At 63.0% G+C, this 15,945-nt stretch carries 19 protein-coding genes; 15 read left to right on the top strand and 4 right to left on the bottom strand.

Annotation, left to right across the window (positions count from 1 at the left end):
- The first annotated feature begins 18 nt into the window (after window positions 1–18).
- The 5 genes from LL253_RS05025 (at window position 19) to LL253_RS05005 (ending at window position 2,684) form a co-directional block, all read left to right on the top strand.
- The gene (locus LL253_RS05025; protein WP_228226424.1) at window positions 19–486 is read left to right on the top strand and encodes a PTS sugar transporter subunit IIA; all 468 of its coding nucleotides are present in this window, start codon (window positions 19–21) and stop codon (window positions 484–486) included.
- Complete coding sequence (locus LL253_RS05020) at window positions 446–934, top strand: PaaI family thioesterase (RefSeq protein ID WP_228226423.1); 489 nt, start codon at window positions 446–448, stop codon at window positions 932–934. Before LL253_RS05025 ends, LL253_RS05020 begins: the two co-directional genes overlap by 41 nt.
- 19 nt (window positions 935–953) lie before the next feature.
- Window positions 954–1,265, top strand: a complete 312-nt coding sequence (locus LL253_RS05015) for a DUF1491 family protein (RefSeq protein WP_266100883.1) — start codon at window positions 954–956, stop codon at window positions 1,263–1,265.
- Between the two features lie 175 nt (window positions 1,266–1,440).
- The gene (locus LL253_RS05010) at window positions 1,441–2,094 is read left to right on the top strand and encodes a cell wall hydrolase (protein WP_228226421.1); all 654 of its coding nucleotides are present in this window, start codon (window positions 1,441–1,443) and stop codon (window positions 2,092–2,094) included.
- A 95-nt stretch (window positions 2,095–2,189) separates the two neighbouring features.
- A complete protein-coding gene (locus LL253_RS05005) occupies window positions 2,190–2,684 on the top strand; it encodes an MmcB family DNA repair protein (protein ID WP_228226420.1) in 495 nt (164 codons plus the stop codon).
- On the opposite strand, the gene LL253_RS05000 is transcribed toward LL253_RS05005, so the two are convergent.
- Both LL253_RS05000 and LL253_RS04995 read right to left on the bottom strand, forming a co-directional pair.
- Entirely contained in the window at window positions 2,638–3,453 is an 816-nt protein-coding gene (locus tag LL253_RS05000) for a kinase (protein ID WP_228226623.1), read from the bottom strand. The genes LL253_RS05005 and LL253_RS05000 overlap by 47 nt on opposite strands.
- A gap of 60 nt (window positions 3,454–3,513) precedes the next feature.
- A complete protein-coding gene (locus tag LL253_RS04995; RefSeq protein ID WP_009823330.1) occupies window positions 3,514–4,833 on the bottom strand; it encodes a hemolysin family protein in 1,320 nt (439 codons plus the stop codon).
- Window positions 4,834–4,989: 156 nt separating this feature from the next.
- On the opposite strand from LL253_RS04995, the gene LL253_RS04990 reads away from it, so the two are divergent.
- On the top strand, window positions 4,990–5,670 hold the full coding sequence (locus LL253_RS04990; RefSeq protein ID WP_009823331.1) for an OmpA family protein: 681 nt from the start codon (window positions 4,990–4,992) through the stop codon (window positions 5,668–5,670).
- A 104-nt stretch (window positions 5,671–5,774) separates the two neighbouring features.
- Here LL253_RS04990 and ggt read toward each other — a convergent pair whose 3' ends face one another.
- Both ggt and LL253_RS04980 read right to left on the bottom strand, forming a co-directional pair.
- Complete coding sequence (gene ggt / locus LL253_RS04985; RefSeq protein ID WP_228226419.1) at window positions 5,775–7,484, bottom strand: gamma-glutamyltransferase; 1,710 nt, start codon at window positions 7,482–7,484, stop codon at window positions 5,775–5,777.
- A 71-nt stretch (window positions 7,485–7,555) separates the two neighbouring features.
- A complete protein-coding gene (locus tag LL253_RS04980) occupies window positions 7,556–8,608 on the bottom strand; it encodes a quinone-dependent dihydroorotate dehydrogenase (RefSeq protein WP_228226418.1) in 1,053 nt (350 codons plus the stop codon).
- Between the two features lie 345 nt (window positions 8,609–8,953).
- Between LL253_RS04980 and LL253_RS04975 the strand changes: the two genes are divergently transcribed.
- The 9 genes from LL253_RS04975 (at window position 8,954) to LL253_RS04935 (ending at window position 15,944) form a co-directional block, all read left to right on the top strand.
- The gene (locus LL253_RS04975) at window positions 8,954–9,898 is read left to right on the top strand and encodes a helix-turn-helix transcriptional regulator (RefSeq protein WP_009823335.1); all 945 of its coding nucleotides are present in this window, start codon (window positions 8,954–8,956) and stop codon (window positions 9,896–9,898) included.
- Window positions 9,899–9,974: 76 nt separating this feature from the next.
- Window positions 9,975–10,385: an RrF2 family transcriptional regulator gene (locus LL253_RS04970; RefSeq protein WP_009823336.1), complete on the top strand. Its 411-nt coding sequence runs from the start codon at window positions 9,975–9,977 to the stop codon at window positions 10,383–10,385.
- On the top strand, window positions 10,382–11,866 hold the full coding sequence (sufB, locus tag LL253_RS04965) for a Fe-S cluster assembly protein SufB (protein WP_228226417.1): 1,485 nt from the start codon (window positions 10,382–10,384) through the stop codon (window positions 11,864–11,866). Before LL253_RS04970 ends, sufB begins: the two co-directional genes overlap by 4 nt.
- Window positions 11,867–11,973: 107 nt before the next feature.
- On the top strand, window positions 11,974–12,429 hold the full coding sequence (locus LL253_RS04960) for a hypothetical protein (RefSeq protein WP_228226416.1): 456 nt from the start codon (window positions 11,974–11,976) through the stop codon (window positions 12,427–12,429).
- A 3-nt stretch (window positions 12,430–12,432) separates the two neighbouring features.
- Window positions 12,433–13,179, top strand: a complete 747-nt coding sequence (sufC, locus tag LL253_RS04955; RefSeq protein ID WP_009823339.1) for a Fe-S cluster assembly ATPase SufC — start codon at window positions 12,433–12,435, stop codon at window positions 13,177–13,179.
- Window positions 13,176–13,928 carry a SufD family Fe-S cluster assembly protein gene (locus tag LL253_RS04950; RefSeq protein ID WP_009823340.1) on the top strand — a complete coding sequence of 251 codons (753 nt, stop codon included), beginning with the start codon at window positions 13,176–13,178 and terminating at the stop codon, window positions 13,926–13,928. The genes sufC and LL253_RS04950 overlap by 4 nt, the downstream gene beginning before the upstream one ends.
- On the top strand, window positions 13,925–15,130 hold the full coding sequence (locus LL253_RS04945; protein ID WP_228226415.1) for a cysteine desulfurase: 1,206 nt from the start codon (window positions 13,925–13,927) through the stop codon (window positions 15,128–15,130). The genes LL253_RS04950 and LL253_RS04945 overlap by 4 nt, the downstream gene beginning before the upstream one ends.
- Complete coding sequence (locus LL253_RS04940; protein WP_228226414.1) at window positions 15,127–15,585, top strand: SUF system Fe-S cluster assembly protein; 459 nt, start codon at window positions 15,127–15,129, stop codon at window positions 15,583–15,585. Before LL253_RS04945 ends, LL253_RS04940 begins: the two co-directional genes overlap by 4 nt.
- On the top strand, window positions 15,585–15,944 hold the full coding sequence (locus LL253_RS04935) for a HesB/IscA family protein (protein ID WP_228221461.1): 360 nt from the start codon (window positions 15,585–15,587) through the stop codon (window positions 15,942–15,944). Before LL253_RS04940 ends, LL253_RS04935 begins: the two co-directional genes overlap by 1 nt.
- Window position 15,945 lies beyond the last annotated feature (1 nt).

The raw sequence follows: 15,945 nt of genomic DNA, 5'->3' as shown, positions 1-15,945 counted from the left end.
GGCTGGTTCGGAATGGTCATGGTACAGTTCAACGATATCGTCTCGCCCGACGCGCTGGCCGCGCGGCTCACGATCAATGGCAAGAAACAGCTGTTTCAGAAAATCGCGGCGCTGGCGGCGGATGCCTATGGCCTCGATGCTGCGATCGTGGCCGAGGCGCTGTTCGACCGCGAGCGGCTTGGGTCGACGGGATTTGGCGGCGGCGTCGCCATTCCGCATGCCAAGATCCCCGGCCTTGCCCGCATGTGCGCTCTGGTCATTCTGGCCGACCCCGCCATGCCGTTCGATGCCGTGGACGAGGCGCCGGTCGATATCATCTTCGCTCTGCTTTCGCCGGTGGATAGCGGCGCCGAGCATCTGAAGACTCTGGCGCGCGTGTCGCGTTACCTGCGTGACGATCATAATGTGGCGCGCCTGCGGGGCGCCAGTTCGGCCGAAGCACTTTATGCGCTCCTTGCAGGCAGCGGGACGCGTGACGCAGCCTGAAAGTCCGAGCGGGGAAGCCGCGCATTTTCGCGCGCTGGAGCAGCTTTATCGTTCCGCGCCGATCAACCGCCTGTTCCGATCCGACCTCGTCATCACAGAAGCAGGCCGGTCCCGCATCGACTTCGATGTCGATGAAAGCCAGTTCCACGCGGCCGGCGCAGTGCATGGCACCGTCTATTTCAAGATGCTGGACGATGCCGCCTTCTACGCGGCTAACAGTCTGGTCAGCGATCGCTTCCTGCTGACGACCGCCTTCAACCTGCTGTTCACCCGCCCGATCGGGCCGGGACGGATACGCGCGGAGGGGCGCTGGATCAGCGGCAAGCGGCGGGTCTATGTCGCCGAAGCTAGCCTGATCGGTTCGGACGGAGAAGAGGTCGGTCGGGGAACGGGCACCTTCATGCGCTCGCAATTCCCCTTGTCCTCGCTTCCCGGCTATGCCGCCTGATCCCCGCCTGACCAGCGCGATGCTGGTCGGAGCGCTGCGACGGCGAGTCGTGGAGGCGGGCGGATTCGCCACCATTCTTGTCAAAGGCGATGAGATAAGCGGCGTCATCCTTGTCCAGGCGGTGGAACGCGGACGGGAAACAGGACTTTTTGAACGAGTGCCGAACCTTGATGGCGGATATGCGTTAATGCGTTGTGGTCCCGCCCCGGCGGAAGGGCCCGAAGCGCTATCGGCTTATATCGAGCGCCGCCGCAGGTCTGACCCGGACCTGTGGGTAGTCGAACTCGATGTCGCGCAAGCGGAACGGTTCGCCGCTGAAACAATTTGCTGATCGTTGACAGACCGTCATGGTCCGGGCAGAGGCGCGCGACGCCATTGCGCAGGTTGCCGTTTCGTCCATGGGGGGCGGGTCTGGTAAACACGCAGACGGGAGGCGGCCGGTCGTCGCGACAATAGGGTTACAATAGACGACGCCCCGGCCAAGAACCGCTTGTTTTTGAGCTGAAATGAGTTTTCGTTTGAGAGCTGCGATCGTCGCAGCCTTTGCCTTGTCCGCGGCCGCCGCCATGTCCGCTTCTGAAATGTCGATCGCTGGCGAATCCATCGCCTCGGTGACGTCCTTGCCAAACACTGTACACGCTGCCACGCAGCCTGCGGTCGTCTTTGCCGCTCCGCGCGAAACCGCGCAGCCGCTGGATTCCGACCATGTGGCCGGTTCCTCTTCTTCTTCCGACTCCGATTTTTCGGCAACCAGCCTCGCTGCTCTGGTCGACGCCCAAGGCGCACCCGAGGAGCTGGACGGCGACATGCAATGCCTGGCCGGAGCGGTCTATTTCGAATCCAAGGGCGAAAGCCTGGAAGGCCAGCTGGCCGTCGCGCGCGTGATCATCAACCGCGCCAAGTCCGGTCGTTTCGCTGACAGCCTGTGCGGCGTCATCTATCAGCCCAGCCAGTTCAGCTTCGTGCGCCGCGGGTCGATGCCGCCGATCCGCATGGAAAGCCGCAGCTGGCGCCAGGCCGTCGCCATTGCGCAAATCGCGATGGAGGACAGCTGGGACAGTCGGGCTGAAGGTGCGCTCTTCTTCCACGCCCGCCGGGTTTCGCCGGGCTGGGGCAAAACCAAATTGGCCTCGATCGACAATCATATCTTCTACCGCTGATCCCGCCGGATTTGCGGACAAGACAAAAGACTGAGCCGGTTCGGACTGCCCGAATCGGCTTTTCTTTTGTTCCTATATTGTTCTAATGGTTGGGCATGAATAGCATTGCACAAGACGGCTGCTCCGCGCTTACCGACGGCACGGCCATGGCGGTCGCGCGCGGGACGTTGCGTCTCTTTTTTCGGCATGACATGAGCGGCATCCTGGAAGTGCCGCTGCCCAATGGCCGGCGTGCCGATATCATGGCGATCGACAGCGCCGGGCGACTGACCATCGTTGAAATCAAATGCAGCCGCGCCGATTTGCTGGGCGACATGAAATGGCCCGATTATTTCGACTATTGTGATCGTTTCTACTGGGCTGTGCCAGCAGGTTTCGACCTTAGCCCATTTGAAGGCGAATCGCTCTGGCCGGGGCGCACGGGACTGATCGTCGCCGACCAATATGACGCCGAACTGGTACGCCCTGCGCCGGTCGAACCCCTTGCCGCCGCCCGGCGCAAGGCGGAAACCCTGCGCTTTGCCCGTCGTGCGGCCCGCCGTCTTACCGCGCTGGCTGACCCGGATCATGCCACGGAACTGGGCTGGTAGCAGCCTTTCCCCGCGCCTTTACAACCGCCCGCGCCGCGTCCAGTTCAATCAGCAAGTCGGCCTGCGCCGGCATATGGTCGAGCATGTGGCGCGTGATCCGTTCATAATGCTGAAGGAAGCGGGACAGGGCAGCGTCGTCCATCCCTTTGCCGGCCGCGCGCAGGGGTTCTTCCTGTTCGCTGCGCCATCGATGAACGACCGAAAAATCGGGCGCGGCCAGAAAGACAAGGCAATCGATCCGGTCAAACAACCGTTGATAGGGTCCTGCCAATGTCGTGTTGACGAAGTGACGCCAGTGTCCGTACGCATCCTCGTCGCGCTCCAAGGTGTTGATCGGCGCTTCCAAAGCGTCAATCGACTGCGCCCGGGCGCCGACGCACCACCCCTCCAATAGCAAAAGGCGCGTGCCTGTCGGGGCGTGATCCCATTGCGCCTGCGGCAGGCGGTCATCGCTGCCCTTGTCGAAGCGCGGGAGCGCCGCAGCCACGCCGCGTTCAAGAGCCGAGATAACCTCAACGCCAAGGCCAATGTCATGCGTGCCCGGCACCCCCCGCGTGCGCAGCAACGGATGCACATCTCGCGCCAGCGCGGTCCGCTCGGCCTTGGTGAGATACAGGTCGTCGATGGACAGCAGCGCGGTCGGCACATGCGCGTTGTTCATGCGTGTCTTGATGGCTGCGGCAAGGGTGGACTTCCCGCTGCCCTGCGCGCCGGCGATCCCCACGATCATCAGCGGATCGAACACCTGCGCCAGGGTCCGCGCGATCATTGCCGTGGCGATGTCGATGGCGTTCAACCGCCCACCTTCCTGTTCATCGGCCTCAGCCGCTCAGGGCAATGCCGCCACCAGCAGCTTGTCGATCTTGCGCCCGTCCATGTCCACAATCTCGAAACGCCATCCCTGGTCATCCACGAAATCGCCTACCTCGGGCAGGCGCCGCATCAGCCAGAGCGCGTGGCCGGCCACCGTCGCATAATCACGGTCTTCCGACAGGCTGATGTCGATCCGGTCTGCCAGTTGGTCGATCGGCATCTGGCCCGACACCAGCAGGCTGCCGTCCTCCCGCTCCACCAAGTCCGGCTCGTCAAAGGCGTCGCGGTCCGACGCGAAATGCCCCGCGATCGCGGACATAAGGTCGGCCGGCGTCACAATGCCTTCGAAATGACCATATTCATCATGCACCATCACCATCGGCACATCCGACCGGCGCAGCACTTCCAGCGCGTCCATGGCATCGACCTGATCGGGTACGATCTCCGCCCGGCGCATTAATATGTCGAGCGTCAACGCTTCCCCCCGAAACAGGGCAGTCATGATGTCGCGCGCCTGGACGACGCCGACAATATCCTCGACCGACCCGCGCCCGACCGGCAGACGGGTATGGGACGTCGCCAGCAGCCGGGCGCGAATCGTTTCCTCGTCGGCATTCAGGTCGATCCAGTCGACATCCATACGCTGGGTCATCACCTCGCGCACTGGCCGATCGGCCAGGCGCACCACGCCCGAAATAATCGCGCGTTCGCTTTCCTCGATCACGCCTGACCGGCTGGCTTCCGCAACGATCAGGTGCAATTCTTCAGCTGTGACGTGATTTTCGGATTCGCGATCCATGCGCAACAGCTTGAAGATCAGCGCGCTCGATCCATCCAATATCCAGACCAGCGGCGCGGTCAGCCTAGCCAGCCACAACATTGGCGTCGCGACCAGCAGGGCAATCGTCTCCGGCGCGCGCAGCGCAAACTGTTTGGGCACCAGTTCGCCCACGATCAGCGAGGCATAGGTCGTAAGGCCAATAACGAGCGAAAAGCCGGCTGTGGCTGCGATATTAGGAGCCAGGCCCAGAGCCTCCAGTCGCTGGCCAACGGGACCGCCCAAGCTCGCGCCTGAATAGGCACCTGCGACGATTCCGATCAGCGTGATGCCGATCTGTACGGTCGACAGGAAGCGGCCAGGATCAGCCGCCAAGTCGAGCGCGACCCTGGCACCCCGGCGCCCCGCCTTTTCCATCGCCTGCAGCCGGGGCCGCCGCGCCGATACGATCGCAAGCTCGGACATGGCGAAGACGCCATTGAGCGCAACCAGCGCCAGGATGATGACGATGTCGACCCAAGGAAAGGGCGTCGGAGTTGGGGAGGGGATCGTGGCCATGGTGGTCAGTTGCCCCCTATAGCGCCTATTCTTTCAATTTCACAACATCAGCATCATCGGTAGTTCAGTTCGGCTGTGGAACAAAGATCGAGGCTTGGCCATTTGGGGGGCCATGCGCTCCTTTTGCGGGCGGATAAAGACAAGGGAACGGATATTATGAGGATTTCTCATCGCATCATGGGCGCGGCGGGTCTGGCCGCCATGTTGGCAACCACCGCCTGCACGACCGATCCGAACACCGGTCAGCGGTCGATTTCCAAGGCGGCGATTGGCGGCATCGGCGGCGCGCTGGGCGGCTATCTGCTGGGCGATCTGGTCGGCGGCCGCAATGATCGCACCGAAAAGATTCTGGGTGCAGGCATCGGCGCTGTCGCGGGCGCGGGTATTGGCGCCTATATGGACGCGCAGGAGCGCAAGCTGCGTGAGGAAACGGCCGGCACCGGCGTCGATGTGATCCGTGACGGCGACAATCTGCTGCTGCGCATGCCGTCGGGCATTACCTTCGGCTATGACCGCGCCGACGTGCAGCCGCAGTTCCAGCCGACGTTGAATGATGTCGCCAGCGTCCTGGCCCAATATCCCAAGACTTATATCGACGTATATGGGCATACCGACAGCGATGGGTCGGACGCCTATAATCAGACCTTGTCGGAACGGCGTGCGCAGGCAGTCGCCAATTACCTGGTCGGCCGGGGCGTCCAGTCGGCGCGTATCGGCACGCGCGGCTTTGGTGAAACGCAGCCCATAGCGTCCAACGCAACTGAGGAGGGCAAGGCCGCCAATCGCCGCGTCGAAATAAAGATCGCGCCGGTTACGGAAGCCGACGTTCGTAACTGATCCGTCTGGCTTTTATGAACATGGCTGCACCCGGTCCGCTCGCGGATCGGGCGCAGCTATTTGGAAGGCCTATCGGATAGGTCGCAGTGGCAGACCTTATCCCTTCATTCCTGCAAAGATACGCCCGGACTGCGGGGGTCTGCCGCGCCGACCCAATGGCCATCGGCGGTGCGTTCGGCGGCATTGGCCTTGAGGCCGAGCGGGCTCAGCGTCACATGATGGCCCAGCTTCTCGAGCGGCGCCTTCATGGCCTCTAGCGATGTGCCCTGCTCCAGCACCAGACCGTCCTTGTTATAATAAATAAGGCCATGCGCGATCGAGTCCTGCGCTGACAGCCCCCAGTCGAAATGCGCGATCAGCGCCTTGGCCACCTGCATGATGATGGTCCGCCCGCCGGCTGCGCCCACGGTGAAAATCGGCACGCCTTTGTCATCGTACACGATGGTCGGCGACATGGAGGACAGCGGTCGCTTGCCAGGCTCGACGCGGTTGGCGACCAGCTTCCCGTCCTTTTCCGGCGCAAAGCTGAAATCGGTAAGTTCATTGTTGAGGATCACGCCATTGGCGACCAGCTGGCTGCCAAAAAAACTTTCGATGGTGGAGGTCCAGCTGGCGACATCGCCATTGCGGTCCACTGCCACGAAATGGCTGGTGCCGGCCTCGGGCTGCGGCCCTGCCGCGGTGCGCGGCTGCGCTCCGGGCGGTGTGCCCGGTTCATATGTGCGCAACGACCGATCCAGCCGGATCATGGCGGACCGGCGCTTCAAATAAGCGGGGTCGATCATGCCGGCGACCGGCACCGACACGAAATCGGGATCGCCCAGCCAGGTATCGCGATCGGCATAGGCCAGCTGCATCGCTTCGCCGATCACATGCCAGCTGCGTGGATCATCCTTGCCCCATTGGCCCAGCGGGAAGCGTTCGACCATGCCCAATATTTCGAGAACGGTCACGCCGCCGGCTGATGCCGGACCCATGCCGCACACGGTATAGGCGCGATATTTGCCGCACACGGGTTTGCGCATTTTGGCGGTATAGCCGGCCAGATCTGCGGTCGTCATCGGCACCGGATTTTTGGGCGCGTCCGTCACCGCCCTGGCGATGGCCTGCGCGTTTTCGCCCAGGTAAAAGGCGTCCGGCCCTTCCACAGCTACCCGCTTGTAGAGCGCGGCGAGCGGCGGGTTCTTGAGCAGCGTGCCTACCGGCGGCGGCGCGCCATCAACCCAGAAATAGGACTGGATTTCGGGAAAATCCTTCCAGATATCCTTCAACCGGTTGAGCGCGGTCGCTGTGCGCTCCCCCAGTTCAAACCCATTCTGCGCCAATTTGATCGCCGGCTGGAACAGGTCGGCCCAGGGCAGCTTGCCCCATTTGCGATGCGCTTCCCATGCCAGCCGCAGATTGCCGGGCACCCCGACCGAATAGCCACCCGGCCAGGCCTGGATGAAGGGCAGGGGTTTGCCATCAGGGCCAAGGAAGCGGTCGGGCCGCGCGGCGGCCGGCGCGGTTTCGCGCCCGTCGATCGATTCCAGCAGGCCGGTGCCGCCATCATGATGCATCAGGAAGCCGCCGCCGCCGATGCCGCTATTATGGGGTTCGACAACGCCCAGCGTCAGCATCATCGCGATCGCGGCGTCGGTGGCGCTGCCGCCCTGGCGCAATATCTCTTGCCCGGCCTGAGCCGCGCGCGGGTCGGCCGCCGAAACGGTGGCGTTGAGCGCGACCGGTGTGCGGGCCAGCAGCGGCGCGGGAACCGCTATGGTGGTGGTAAGAAGGGCGAGCGGGGCCAGTGCGGCCGAGAGGCGGAACGTCATGACCGGCACCCTAAGCGCTCTGCGACATGCCGCAACCTTTTCGATAGCGTCATCATGCTCCGTTGAACGGATCAGGCGTCTCTTCCCACCAATTCGGCGATGGTGCGCACCCCGTCGCGCATCATCAGCGCCTTCAGCCCGGCATTGATGCGCCGCGCCAGCCAGGGGCCTTCATAGACAAGCGCGCTGTAGATCTGCACCAGCGATGCGCCGGCGCGGATTCGGTCATAGGCGTGCTCCGCGCTTGCGATGCCCCCCACGCCGATCAGCGGTAGCCGATCGCCCAGAAGCCGCCGGAAATCGCGCAGCCGCGTCAATGACAGGTCGTTGAGCGGCGCGCCCGACAGGCCACCGGCCTCCGTTGCATAAACGGACCGCAGCGGTGGCCGGCTGGTGGTGGTGTTGGACACGATGAGCGCGTCTATCGCGTGATCGGTGCAGGCAGCGGCAATGTCCTCCATGTCCGCGGGCGTCAGATCGGGCGCCACTTTAAGGAAAATGGGCGTCCGGCCCACGCCGCGCGCCGCCATCACCGCCCCCAGCAGATCATCGAGCGCCGCGCGGTCCTGAAGCGCCCGCAGTCCCGGCGTATTGGGCGAGGAGATATTGACCGTCAGATAATCGGCGAGCGGCATCATGCAGGTGACGCCCGTGACATAATCGGCAATCCCCCGGTCCGCCGCCGTCGCGTCCTTGTTCGCGCCGATATTGATGCCGATCACCGGACCTTCGCCCTTGGGCCGGCGATAGCGGGCGATTCGGTCGGCCGCTGCGCCCTGGCCGCCATTGTTGAAGCCGAACCGATTGATGACGGCCCGGTCCTCGACAAGGCGGAACAGGCGGGGCTGAGGATTGCCCGGCTGAGCCAGCGGCGTAAGCGTGCCCAATTCTGCAAAGCCAAAGCCCAGGCTGTGCATCTTGTGCGCGACCCGTCCGTCTTTGTCATAGCCCGCGGCAAGGCCAACGGGATTGGGAAAGCGCAGACCGGCAACCTGACTTTCCAACATTGGGTCGGCAGGCAGCGGGTGCGCCGTCGGCGTCATGCGCAGGGCGGCGATCGACAGATTATGCGCGCGTTCAGGGTCCAGCGCGAAGAGCAGCGGACGGATCAGGCGATAGGACATGGTGGCGCTATGCCAGCGCCGCCCATCGCCGTCGAGTCACTGTGACAGCCGCGCCACACGCTCCGACTCCGCGTTACTTAATGACAGTAAACGTCATCATTGAGACCGTTTCGGACGCAGAAATGTCCGTTCTGTCCAATAAACTTTCAATGATTCGGGCGTAAAGCGCTCCTGCGACCCGAAGGCTCCTAGGCCCTATGGCCAACGAGACCTTTTCCTGACCCGGCGGTGAAAACCGTCGGGTCATTTTTTTGCCCCTCTGCCATTGCTGGCGCGGGTCGCCATTGGACTTCATGGCCCTTGCGTATTGTGACGTCAGGCGCATAGTGGGCGGCGGGGTGAAATATGGGGTCGCATCAGGCATCTAAGCCGGCGGGCGCGGTTGCGTTGCCGGATGAGCGGGGTCCACTGTCCTATGCGGTGGCTGCGGCGCAGGGACCGGTGCGGTTGCACTATATGCCGCCGCCCGAGCGGCTGCGTCTCTATTTCGGTTCGCTCTATCATTTCAGCGTGACCGCTGATTCCTACGCCGACGCCACGCGCGCCGATGTACCGCAATTGCGGTTCATGCTCAGCGGCAATGGTCATTACCAGTTTCAGGACGGCGCGAAGGTCGCAACGCCGACCGTGTGCCTGCTCGGACCGACCATGGGGGCAACCCGGTTCGTGCTGAATGGCCCGGCACGCGTGCTGGGCATTTCCCTGTTGCCTGCTGGCTGGAGGTCGCTGTGCGGACAGGATGCAAGCGACCTTGCCGACCGGCTGCTCGACTTTACTGACGTGCACGAAGGCGTCTTTGCCGCCTTGCTCGATCGCCTGCGGGATATGGACGCGGCTGACGGCGATGCCATGGCGGATCTGGTCTGGACCCAGCTTGGGCGGATCGTGCAGCCATTGCGGAAGGCGACTTGGGAATTGCTCGCCGCCGTCGATGCCTGGCTGATCGGCGAAGGTTCGCCGCGTATCGAAGCGCTGGCGGAAGCCACCGGCCTGTCGCAGCGCCAGCTCGCGCGGCTCACTAACCGCTATTATGGCGCGCCGCCCAAATTGCTGGCGCGCAAATATCGGGCGCTGCGCTGCTCCGCCCGGATCGCGCTGGATGGCGAAAGCTGGCAGCAATTATGCGAGGAGGCCGGCTTTTACGATCAGTCGCATTTTATTCGCGAAATCAAGCATTTCATCGGTCTTACCCCGCATCAATTGCAGACTGAACCGTCGGCGGTCGCGCAGTTGACGCTGTTGCGTCGATCCTTGGGGAGCGACATCGCGATTCTCAATCGCTTGTCATAAATACCCTTGATTCCCGTAGCGCAGGGGACCACATGCGCAATCGGATGGATTCGATCCGATTTGAGAATGGTTCGCAATGCGCTTGTCGAGTTTCGCTGATTATGCCGTGGTGCTGATGAGCGCGGCCGCGCGCCATTGTGGCGGCGCGCGGATGAACGCGACAACGCTGGCCGCCGAAACCGGCATTCCGCTGCCCACCGCGCAAAAGCTGGTGAGCCGGTTGTCGGGGGCTGGACTGCTCGAATCAAGTCGGGGCACGGGCGGTGGCGTCCGCCTGTCCCGCCCGCCCGCGACGATTACGCTGGCGGATGTGGTGGAAGCGGTCGAAGGGCCGATTGCCATGACCGCCTGCGCCGAAATGGGCGCGCATGACTGCAATCTGGAACGGGATTGCCGCATCCGCCCGCATATGAATGTCGCGAACAATGCGATCCGCCAGGCGCTGGCTGGAGTGACGATCGCGAGTTTGACGAGAGAGATGGCATGACCGACGACGTGACGACCATACGCAATCAGGAAGCATTGGAGGCCGCCGAGCGTGCGTCCACCTATGAGCATGGCTGGTCGTCCGCGATCGAGCAGGATTTCGCGCCCAAGGGGCTGAACGAGGATACCGTCCGCTTCATTTCCGCCAAGAAGCAGGAGCCGCAATGGCTGCTGGACTGGCGGCTCAAGGCCTTTGCCCAATGGCAGACGATGGAGTCGCCGGAATGGGCCAAGCTCAACGTCCCGCCGATCGATTATCAAGATGCCTATTATTACGCCGAGCCCAAGAAGAAGGCGGAGCTGAACAGCCTTGATGAGGTCGATCCCGAAATCCTCGCCACCTACCAGAAACTGGGCATCCCGATCGCCGAGCAGGAAATGCTCGCTGGGGTGAAGGGCAGCCGCAAGGTTGCGGTGGACGCGGTGTTCGACAGCGTCTCCGTGGCGACCACTTTCCGCAAGGAATTGGAGGAGGCCGGTGTCATCTTCCGCTCCATAAGTGAGGCGGTGCGCGAATTTCCCGACCTGGTGCAGAAATGGCTGGGCAAGGTCGTGCCGATGCACGACAATTACTTCGCTACCCTCAACTGCGCGGTCTTTTCCGACGGCACCTTCGTCTACATTCCCAAGGGCGTGCGCTGCCCGATGGAACTCAGCACCTATTTCCGCATCAACGCGGAAAATACCGGCCAGTTCGAACGCACGCTGATCGTCGCGGATGAAGGCAGCTATGTTTCCTATCTCGAAGGCTGCACCGCGCCGATGCGCGACGAGAACCAGCTCCACGCCGCGGTGGTCGAACTGGTCGCGCTGGACGATGCGGAGATCAAATATTCGACCGTCCAGAACTGGTATCCCGGTGATGAGCAGGGCAAGGGCGGCATCTATAATTTCGTGACCAAGCGGGCGCTCTGCCAAGGGCGCAACAGTAAGGTTTCGTGGACGCAGGTGGAAACCGGCAGCGCCATCACCTGGAAATATCCCAGCTGCGTGCTGAACGGCGAGAATAGCGTGGGCGAATTCTACTCGGTCGCGCTCACCAACAACATGCAGCAGGCCGATACCGGCACGAAGATGATCCATAATGGCAAGGGCACGCGCTCGACCATCGTGTCCAAGGGGATCAGCGCGGGTCGGTCGAACAACACCTATCGCGGGCTGGTGCGCGTGGCGCCGGGCGCGGAAGGGGTGCGCAACTTCACCCAGTGCGACAGCCTGCTGCTGGGTGATCAGTGCGGCGCGCATACCGTGCCCTATATCGAGGTGCGAAACCCCTCGGCGCAGATCGAGCATGAGGCGACGACGAGCAAGATTTCGGACGACCAGCTTTTCTACGCGATGCAGCGCGGGCTGGACACGGAGAGCGCGGTTTCGCTGATCGTCAACGGCTTCGCCAAGGACGTGCTGCAACAGCTGCCGATGGAGTTCGCGGTGGAAGCGCAGAAGCTGCTGGGCATCAGCCTTGAGGGCAGCGTGGGATAAATAATGCACGTCAGCCGGGCCCGATCCGGCGTCCTGCCTGTCTTCTGTGGCAGCGGGACCCCGGATCAAGTCCGGGGCGGCAAAACGGGACAATGAGGATAGATATTTTGAGCGACGAAGACGATATCCAGGATGCCCTCGCCGATTTCGCGGAGGATGTTGGGAACGGCCAGTCATGGACGGCCGCCATCCGCATCCTGACCGAAGATTATGAGCTGGAAGAAGGCGAGCTGGAAGCCCGCGCGCGCAAGGATTTTGGCGATCTCGACGCCTATCAGGCCGAATGTCGCGCTGCGCTGGAAAAGGGCGACGCCGCCTTTGCCGAGCGGCTCAAGACCGACAAGGCCTTCCACAAGGCCAAGGCCCCCAATCTGGCCCGCATGGAGCCAGTGACCGAATTCGTGAGCGGCGTGCTGGAAAAGGGCGCGCCGGAACCGGGCGCGGACTGGTGGCCCTATATGCCGATCAAGCGCCATATCGATACGCTGTTCCCCGCGCCGGGCGACGTGCGCGACATGGCCTTCTGGACCGCGCGGACGCTCCAGCGCGCGCACAAGGGATAAAAGATGCTGACGATCGACAACCTCACCAATGAAATCGACGGAAAGCCTATTCTCAAGGGCTTGTCGCTCGCCATCAAGGCGGGTGAAATCCACGCGATCATGGGACCGAATGGCGCTGGAAAATCGACGCTGGCCTATACTTTGGGTGGCCGTCCCGGCTATGAGGTGACGGGCGGCGATGCCTCCTTTGACGGTGTGAACTTGTTCAGCTTGGACCCCCACGAGCGTGCGGCTGCCGGGCTGTTCCTGGGTTTTCAATATCCGGTCGAAATTCCCGGCGTGTCGAACCTCCAATTCCTGCGCGAGAGCCTCAACAGCCAGAAGCGCGCACGCGGCGAAGCTGAACTCAATGGCGGCGAGTTCATTCGCCTGGCCAAGGAGAAAGCGGCGCTCTTGGGCCTCGACATGGACATGCTCAAGCGTTCGGTGAACGTCGGCTTTTCAGGCGGCGAAAAGAAGCGCGCCGAGATGGTGCAGATGGGCATTCTCGATCCCCGGCTCGCGATCCTCGACGAAACCGATTCCGGCCTCGACATCGACGCGCTCAAGATCGTGGGTGCCGGCATCAACGCGATCATGCGCAAGCCTGACAAGGCAGTGCTGCTCATCACCCATTATCAGCGGCTGCTCGATTATGTGAAGCCCGACTTCGTCCATGTCCTTGCCGGCGGCCGGATCGTGAAATCGGGCGGTCCGGAACTCGCGCTGGAACTGGAACGCGAAGGCTATGCGGAGGTCGTGGCCGCGTGACCGCGCTCGCTCTTCCCACGCGCCGCGACGAAGCCTGGCGCTATAGCGATCTGGATGCGCTCGCGAGTGTCTGGCCAGTGCCGGATGCGACCCGGATCACGGTTACGGCCGGCCAAAGCGCGCATGGGCATCTGTTGCAGGACGCCGCCACCGGTGCGGCGGCAGTGCACGACTATGTCATTGATATTGCGGACGGTGGGCGGTTCGATTTCCACCTGCTCAATATCGGCGGCAGGCTTGGACGAGTCACTTTCGCCGTCACGCTGGGGAAGGGCAGCCATTTCGAACTTAATGGCGCGATCATCGGGGGCGGCGATCAAACGCTGGAGATCGTGACCCAGGTCACCCATGCCCGGCCCGACGCGACCAGTGGCCAGACGATCCGGTCGATCCTGGGCCAGCGCGCTACCGGCAGTTATCTGGGCAGCATCAATGTCGCCCGAGACGCACAGCGCACCGATGCGTTCCAGTCGGTGAAGGCGATGCTGCTTGATCGCACGGCCACTGCCAACGCCAAGCCGGAACTGGAAATCTTTGCCGACGACGTCAAATGCGCCCATGGCGCGACGGTCGGTGAACTGGATCGCCAGGCGCTGTTCTACATGGCAAGTCGCGGCATGGACCCGGCGACGGCCAAGACGCTGCTGCTCAAGGCGTTCGTCGCCGGCGTGTTTGACGATGTGAGCGACGAAGCGGTGAAGGACCGGCTGGAGGCTGCCGCGATCGCGAAGCTGGAGACGCTGGTATGACCGACCTCGCCCAGGGCCTGCGACTGCGCGACGATTTCCCCGGTGTCGGTGACTGGCATTATCTTGACAGCGCCGCGACCGCGCAAAAGCCCCAGGCGGTGATCGACGCTATCGCCCGCGCTTATGGAGCCGACTATGCGACCGTGCATCGCGGCGTCTATGAACGGTCGGCCAATATGACACTGGCCTATGAAGCCGCCCGGCGAAAGGTCGCGCAGTTCATCGGCGCGGCGTCGGATGCTGAGATCGTCTATGTCCGTGGCGCGACCGAGGGGATCAATCTGGTCGCGCAAAGCTGGGCGGGCACGCAACTCAAGGCCGGCGACCGCATCCTGCTGTCCACGCTGGAGCATCACAGCAATATCGTTCCCTGGCAGATCGTGGCCGAGCGGGTCGGCGCGCAGATCGATGTCGTGCCGCTGATGCGGGATGGCTGCATAGACCTCGACGCCATGGCGGCGATGATCACGCCCGCGCACAAGATGGTGGCGCTGGCCCATGTCTCGAACGTGCTGGGAAGCGTGCTCGACTGCCGCCGCGCGGCCGATATCGCCCATGGGGCGGGCGCGAAAATATTGATCGACGGATGCCAGGCCGTCCCGCGCCTCGCCGTGAATGTGGCCGCGCTTGATTGCGACTTCTACGTCTTTTCCGCCCACAAGCTCTACGGCCCGACCGGCATCGGTGTGCTGTGGGCGCGGCAGGACCTTTTGGACGCCATGCCTCCCTATCAGGGCGGCGGGTCCATGATCGACAAGGTGACGTTCGAAAAGACCACCTATGCGCCTGCGCCAACCCGGTTCGAGGCGGGGACGCCGCATATCACAGGCGTGGTCGGTCTGTCAGCCGCGATCGATTATGTGCAAGCCATCGGATTGGCGACGATCCACGCTCATGAATGCGCGCTCGTCGCCAAGGCGCGGTCCGCCCTGGACGACCTCAACAGCGTGCGGCTGTTCGGGCCGGAAAGCTCGGCTGGAATCCTCTCTTTTGAGGTTCAGGGGGTGCACCCGCATGATGTCGGCACCATATTGGACGAAGGCGGCGTCGCCATCAGGGCTGGCCATCATTGCGCCCAGCCGCTGATGCGTCATCTGGGCGTGGAGGCGACTGCGCGGGCCAGTTTTGGCCTGTATAGTGATGATAGCGATGTGGACGCGCTGGTGCAGGGCCTGGCGCGGGTAAGGAAGATTTTCGGATGACCGACGAACGCAGGATCATGGTCGAGGAAGTGGACGCCGTGGACGCGCCGCCCAAGGCGCGGGTCGATGCAGCGGAGCCTGCTCCCCGCCAGCGCGACTATCTGGACGGATTTCTAACGCAGGCGCCCGCGCCGCAGCCCGTCGGTGAGCCGGGCGGCGACGTTTATGAAGCGGTGATCGATGCGCTCAAAGAAATCTACGACCCGGAAATTCCGGTGAATATCTATGATCTGGGCCTGATCTATGGCGTGGATATCAACGAAGGCCATGTCGCCGTCACCATGACGCTGACGACCCCCCATTGTCCGGTGGCCGAATCCATGCCGGGCGAAGTCGAACTGCGCGTCGGCGCGGTGCCGGGGGTTGGCGACGCGGAAGTGAATCTCGTCTGGGACCCGCCATGGGACCCGCAGAAGATGAGCGATGAGGCCAAGCTCGAACTGGGAATGCTGTAATGACGACGGACACCAAAGCGCGCGCCCGCCCCGCGGCCGTCATCCTGACTCCCAATGCCGAGGCGCGGATCGCCGACCTGATGGCGCAGGCGCCCGAGGGCACGATTGGCGTCAAGTTGTCGACCCCCCGTCGGGGATGTTCAGGCCTTGCCTATTCGGTCGATTATGTGACCGAAGAGGCGAAGTTCGACGAGAAGATCGAAACGCCCGGCGGCACCTTCTACATTGATGGCGCGTCGGTTCTGTATCTTGTCGGATCGACAATGGATTGGGTGGAGGACGACTTCACCGCTGGATTTGTTTTCAACAATCCCAATGCCAAGGGCAGTTGCGGCTGCGGCGAAAGCTTCACGGTCTGAT

Origin of the sequence: Sphingobium soli (genome assembly GCF_020782245.1) — a bacterium.
In the GTDB taxonomy this organism is placed as follows: domain Bacteria; phylum Pseudomonadota; class Alphaproteobacteria; order Sphingomonadales; family Sphingomonadaceae; genus Sphingobium; species Sphingobium soli.
The sequence above is the reverse complement of the archived record's forward strand: the minus strand, read 5'-3'. Positions and strand labels throughout refer to the sequence as shown.

Bases quoted from the DNA above. Each gene is read 5' to 3' on its own strand.
- LL253_RS04970 (WP_009823336.1), top strand. From the start codon at position 9,975: ATGCGCTTGTCGAGTTTCGCTGATTATGCCGTGGTGCTGATGAGCGCG.
- LL253_RS05020 (WP_228226423.1), top strand. From the start codon at position 446: ATGCGCTCCTTGCAGGCAGCGGGACGCGTGACGCAGCCTGAAAGTCCG.
- LL253_RS04975 (WP_009823335.1), top strand. From the start codon at position 8,954: ATGGGGTCGCATCAGGCATCTAAGCCGGCGGGCGCGGTTGCGTTGCCG.
- LL253_RS04940 (WP_228226414.1), top strand. From the start codon at position 15,127: ATGACCGACGAACGCAGGATCATGGTCGAGGAAGTGGACGCCGTGGAC.
- LL253_RS05025 (WP_228226424.1), top strand. From the start codon at position 19: ATGGTACAGTTCAACGATATCGTCTCGCCCGACGCGCTGGCCGCGCGG.
- LL253_RS04935 (WP_228221461.1), top strand. From the start codon at position 15,585: ATGACGACGGACACCAAAGCGCGCGCCCGCCCCGCGGCCGTCATCCTG.
- sufC (WP_009823339.1), top strand. From the start codon at position 12,433: ATGCTGACGATCGACAACCTCACCAATGAAATCGACGGAAAGCCTATT.
- ggt (WP_228226419.1), bottom strand. From the start codon at position 7,484: ATGACGTTCCGCCTCTCGGCCGCACTGGCCCCGCTCGCCCTTCTTACC.
- LL253_RS05010 (WP_228226421.1), top strand. From the start codon at position 1,441: ATGAGTTTTCGTTTGAGAGCTGCGATCGTCGCAGCCTTTGCCTTGTCC.
- LL253_RS05000 (WP_228226623.1), bottom strand. From the start codon at position 3,453: ATGATCGCGCGGACCCTGGCGCAGGTGTTCGATCCGCTGATGATCGTG.
- LL253_RS04995 (WP_009823330.1), bottom strand. From the start codon at position 4,833: ATGGCCACGATCCCCTCCCCAACTCCGACGCCCTTTCCTTGGGTCGAC.
- LL253_RS04980 (WP_228226418.1), bottom strand. From the start codon at position 8,608: ATGTCCTATCGCCTGATCCGTCCGCTGCTCTTCGCGCTGGACCCTGAA.
- LL253_RS05005 (WP_228226420.1), top strand. From the start codon at position 2,190: ATGAATAGCATTGCACAAGACGGCTGCTCCGCGCTTACCGACGGCACG.
- LL253_RS04945 (WP_228226415.1), top strand. From the start codon at position 13,925: ATGACCGACCTCGCCCAGGGCCTGCGACTGCGCGACGATTTCCCCGGT.
- sufB (WP_228226417.1), top strand. From the start codon at position 10,382: ATGACCGACGACGTGACGACCATACGCAATCAGGAAGCATTGGAGGCC.
- LL253_RS04990 (WP_009823331.1), top strand. From the start codon at position 4,990: ATGAGGATTTCTCATCGCATCATGGGCGCGGCGGGTCTGGCCGCCATG.
- LL253_RS05015 (WP_266100883.1), top strand. From the start codon at position 954: ATGCTGGTCGGAGCGCTGCGACGGCGAGTCGTGGAGGCGGGCGGATTC.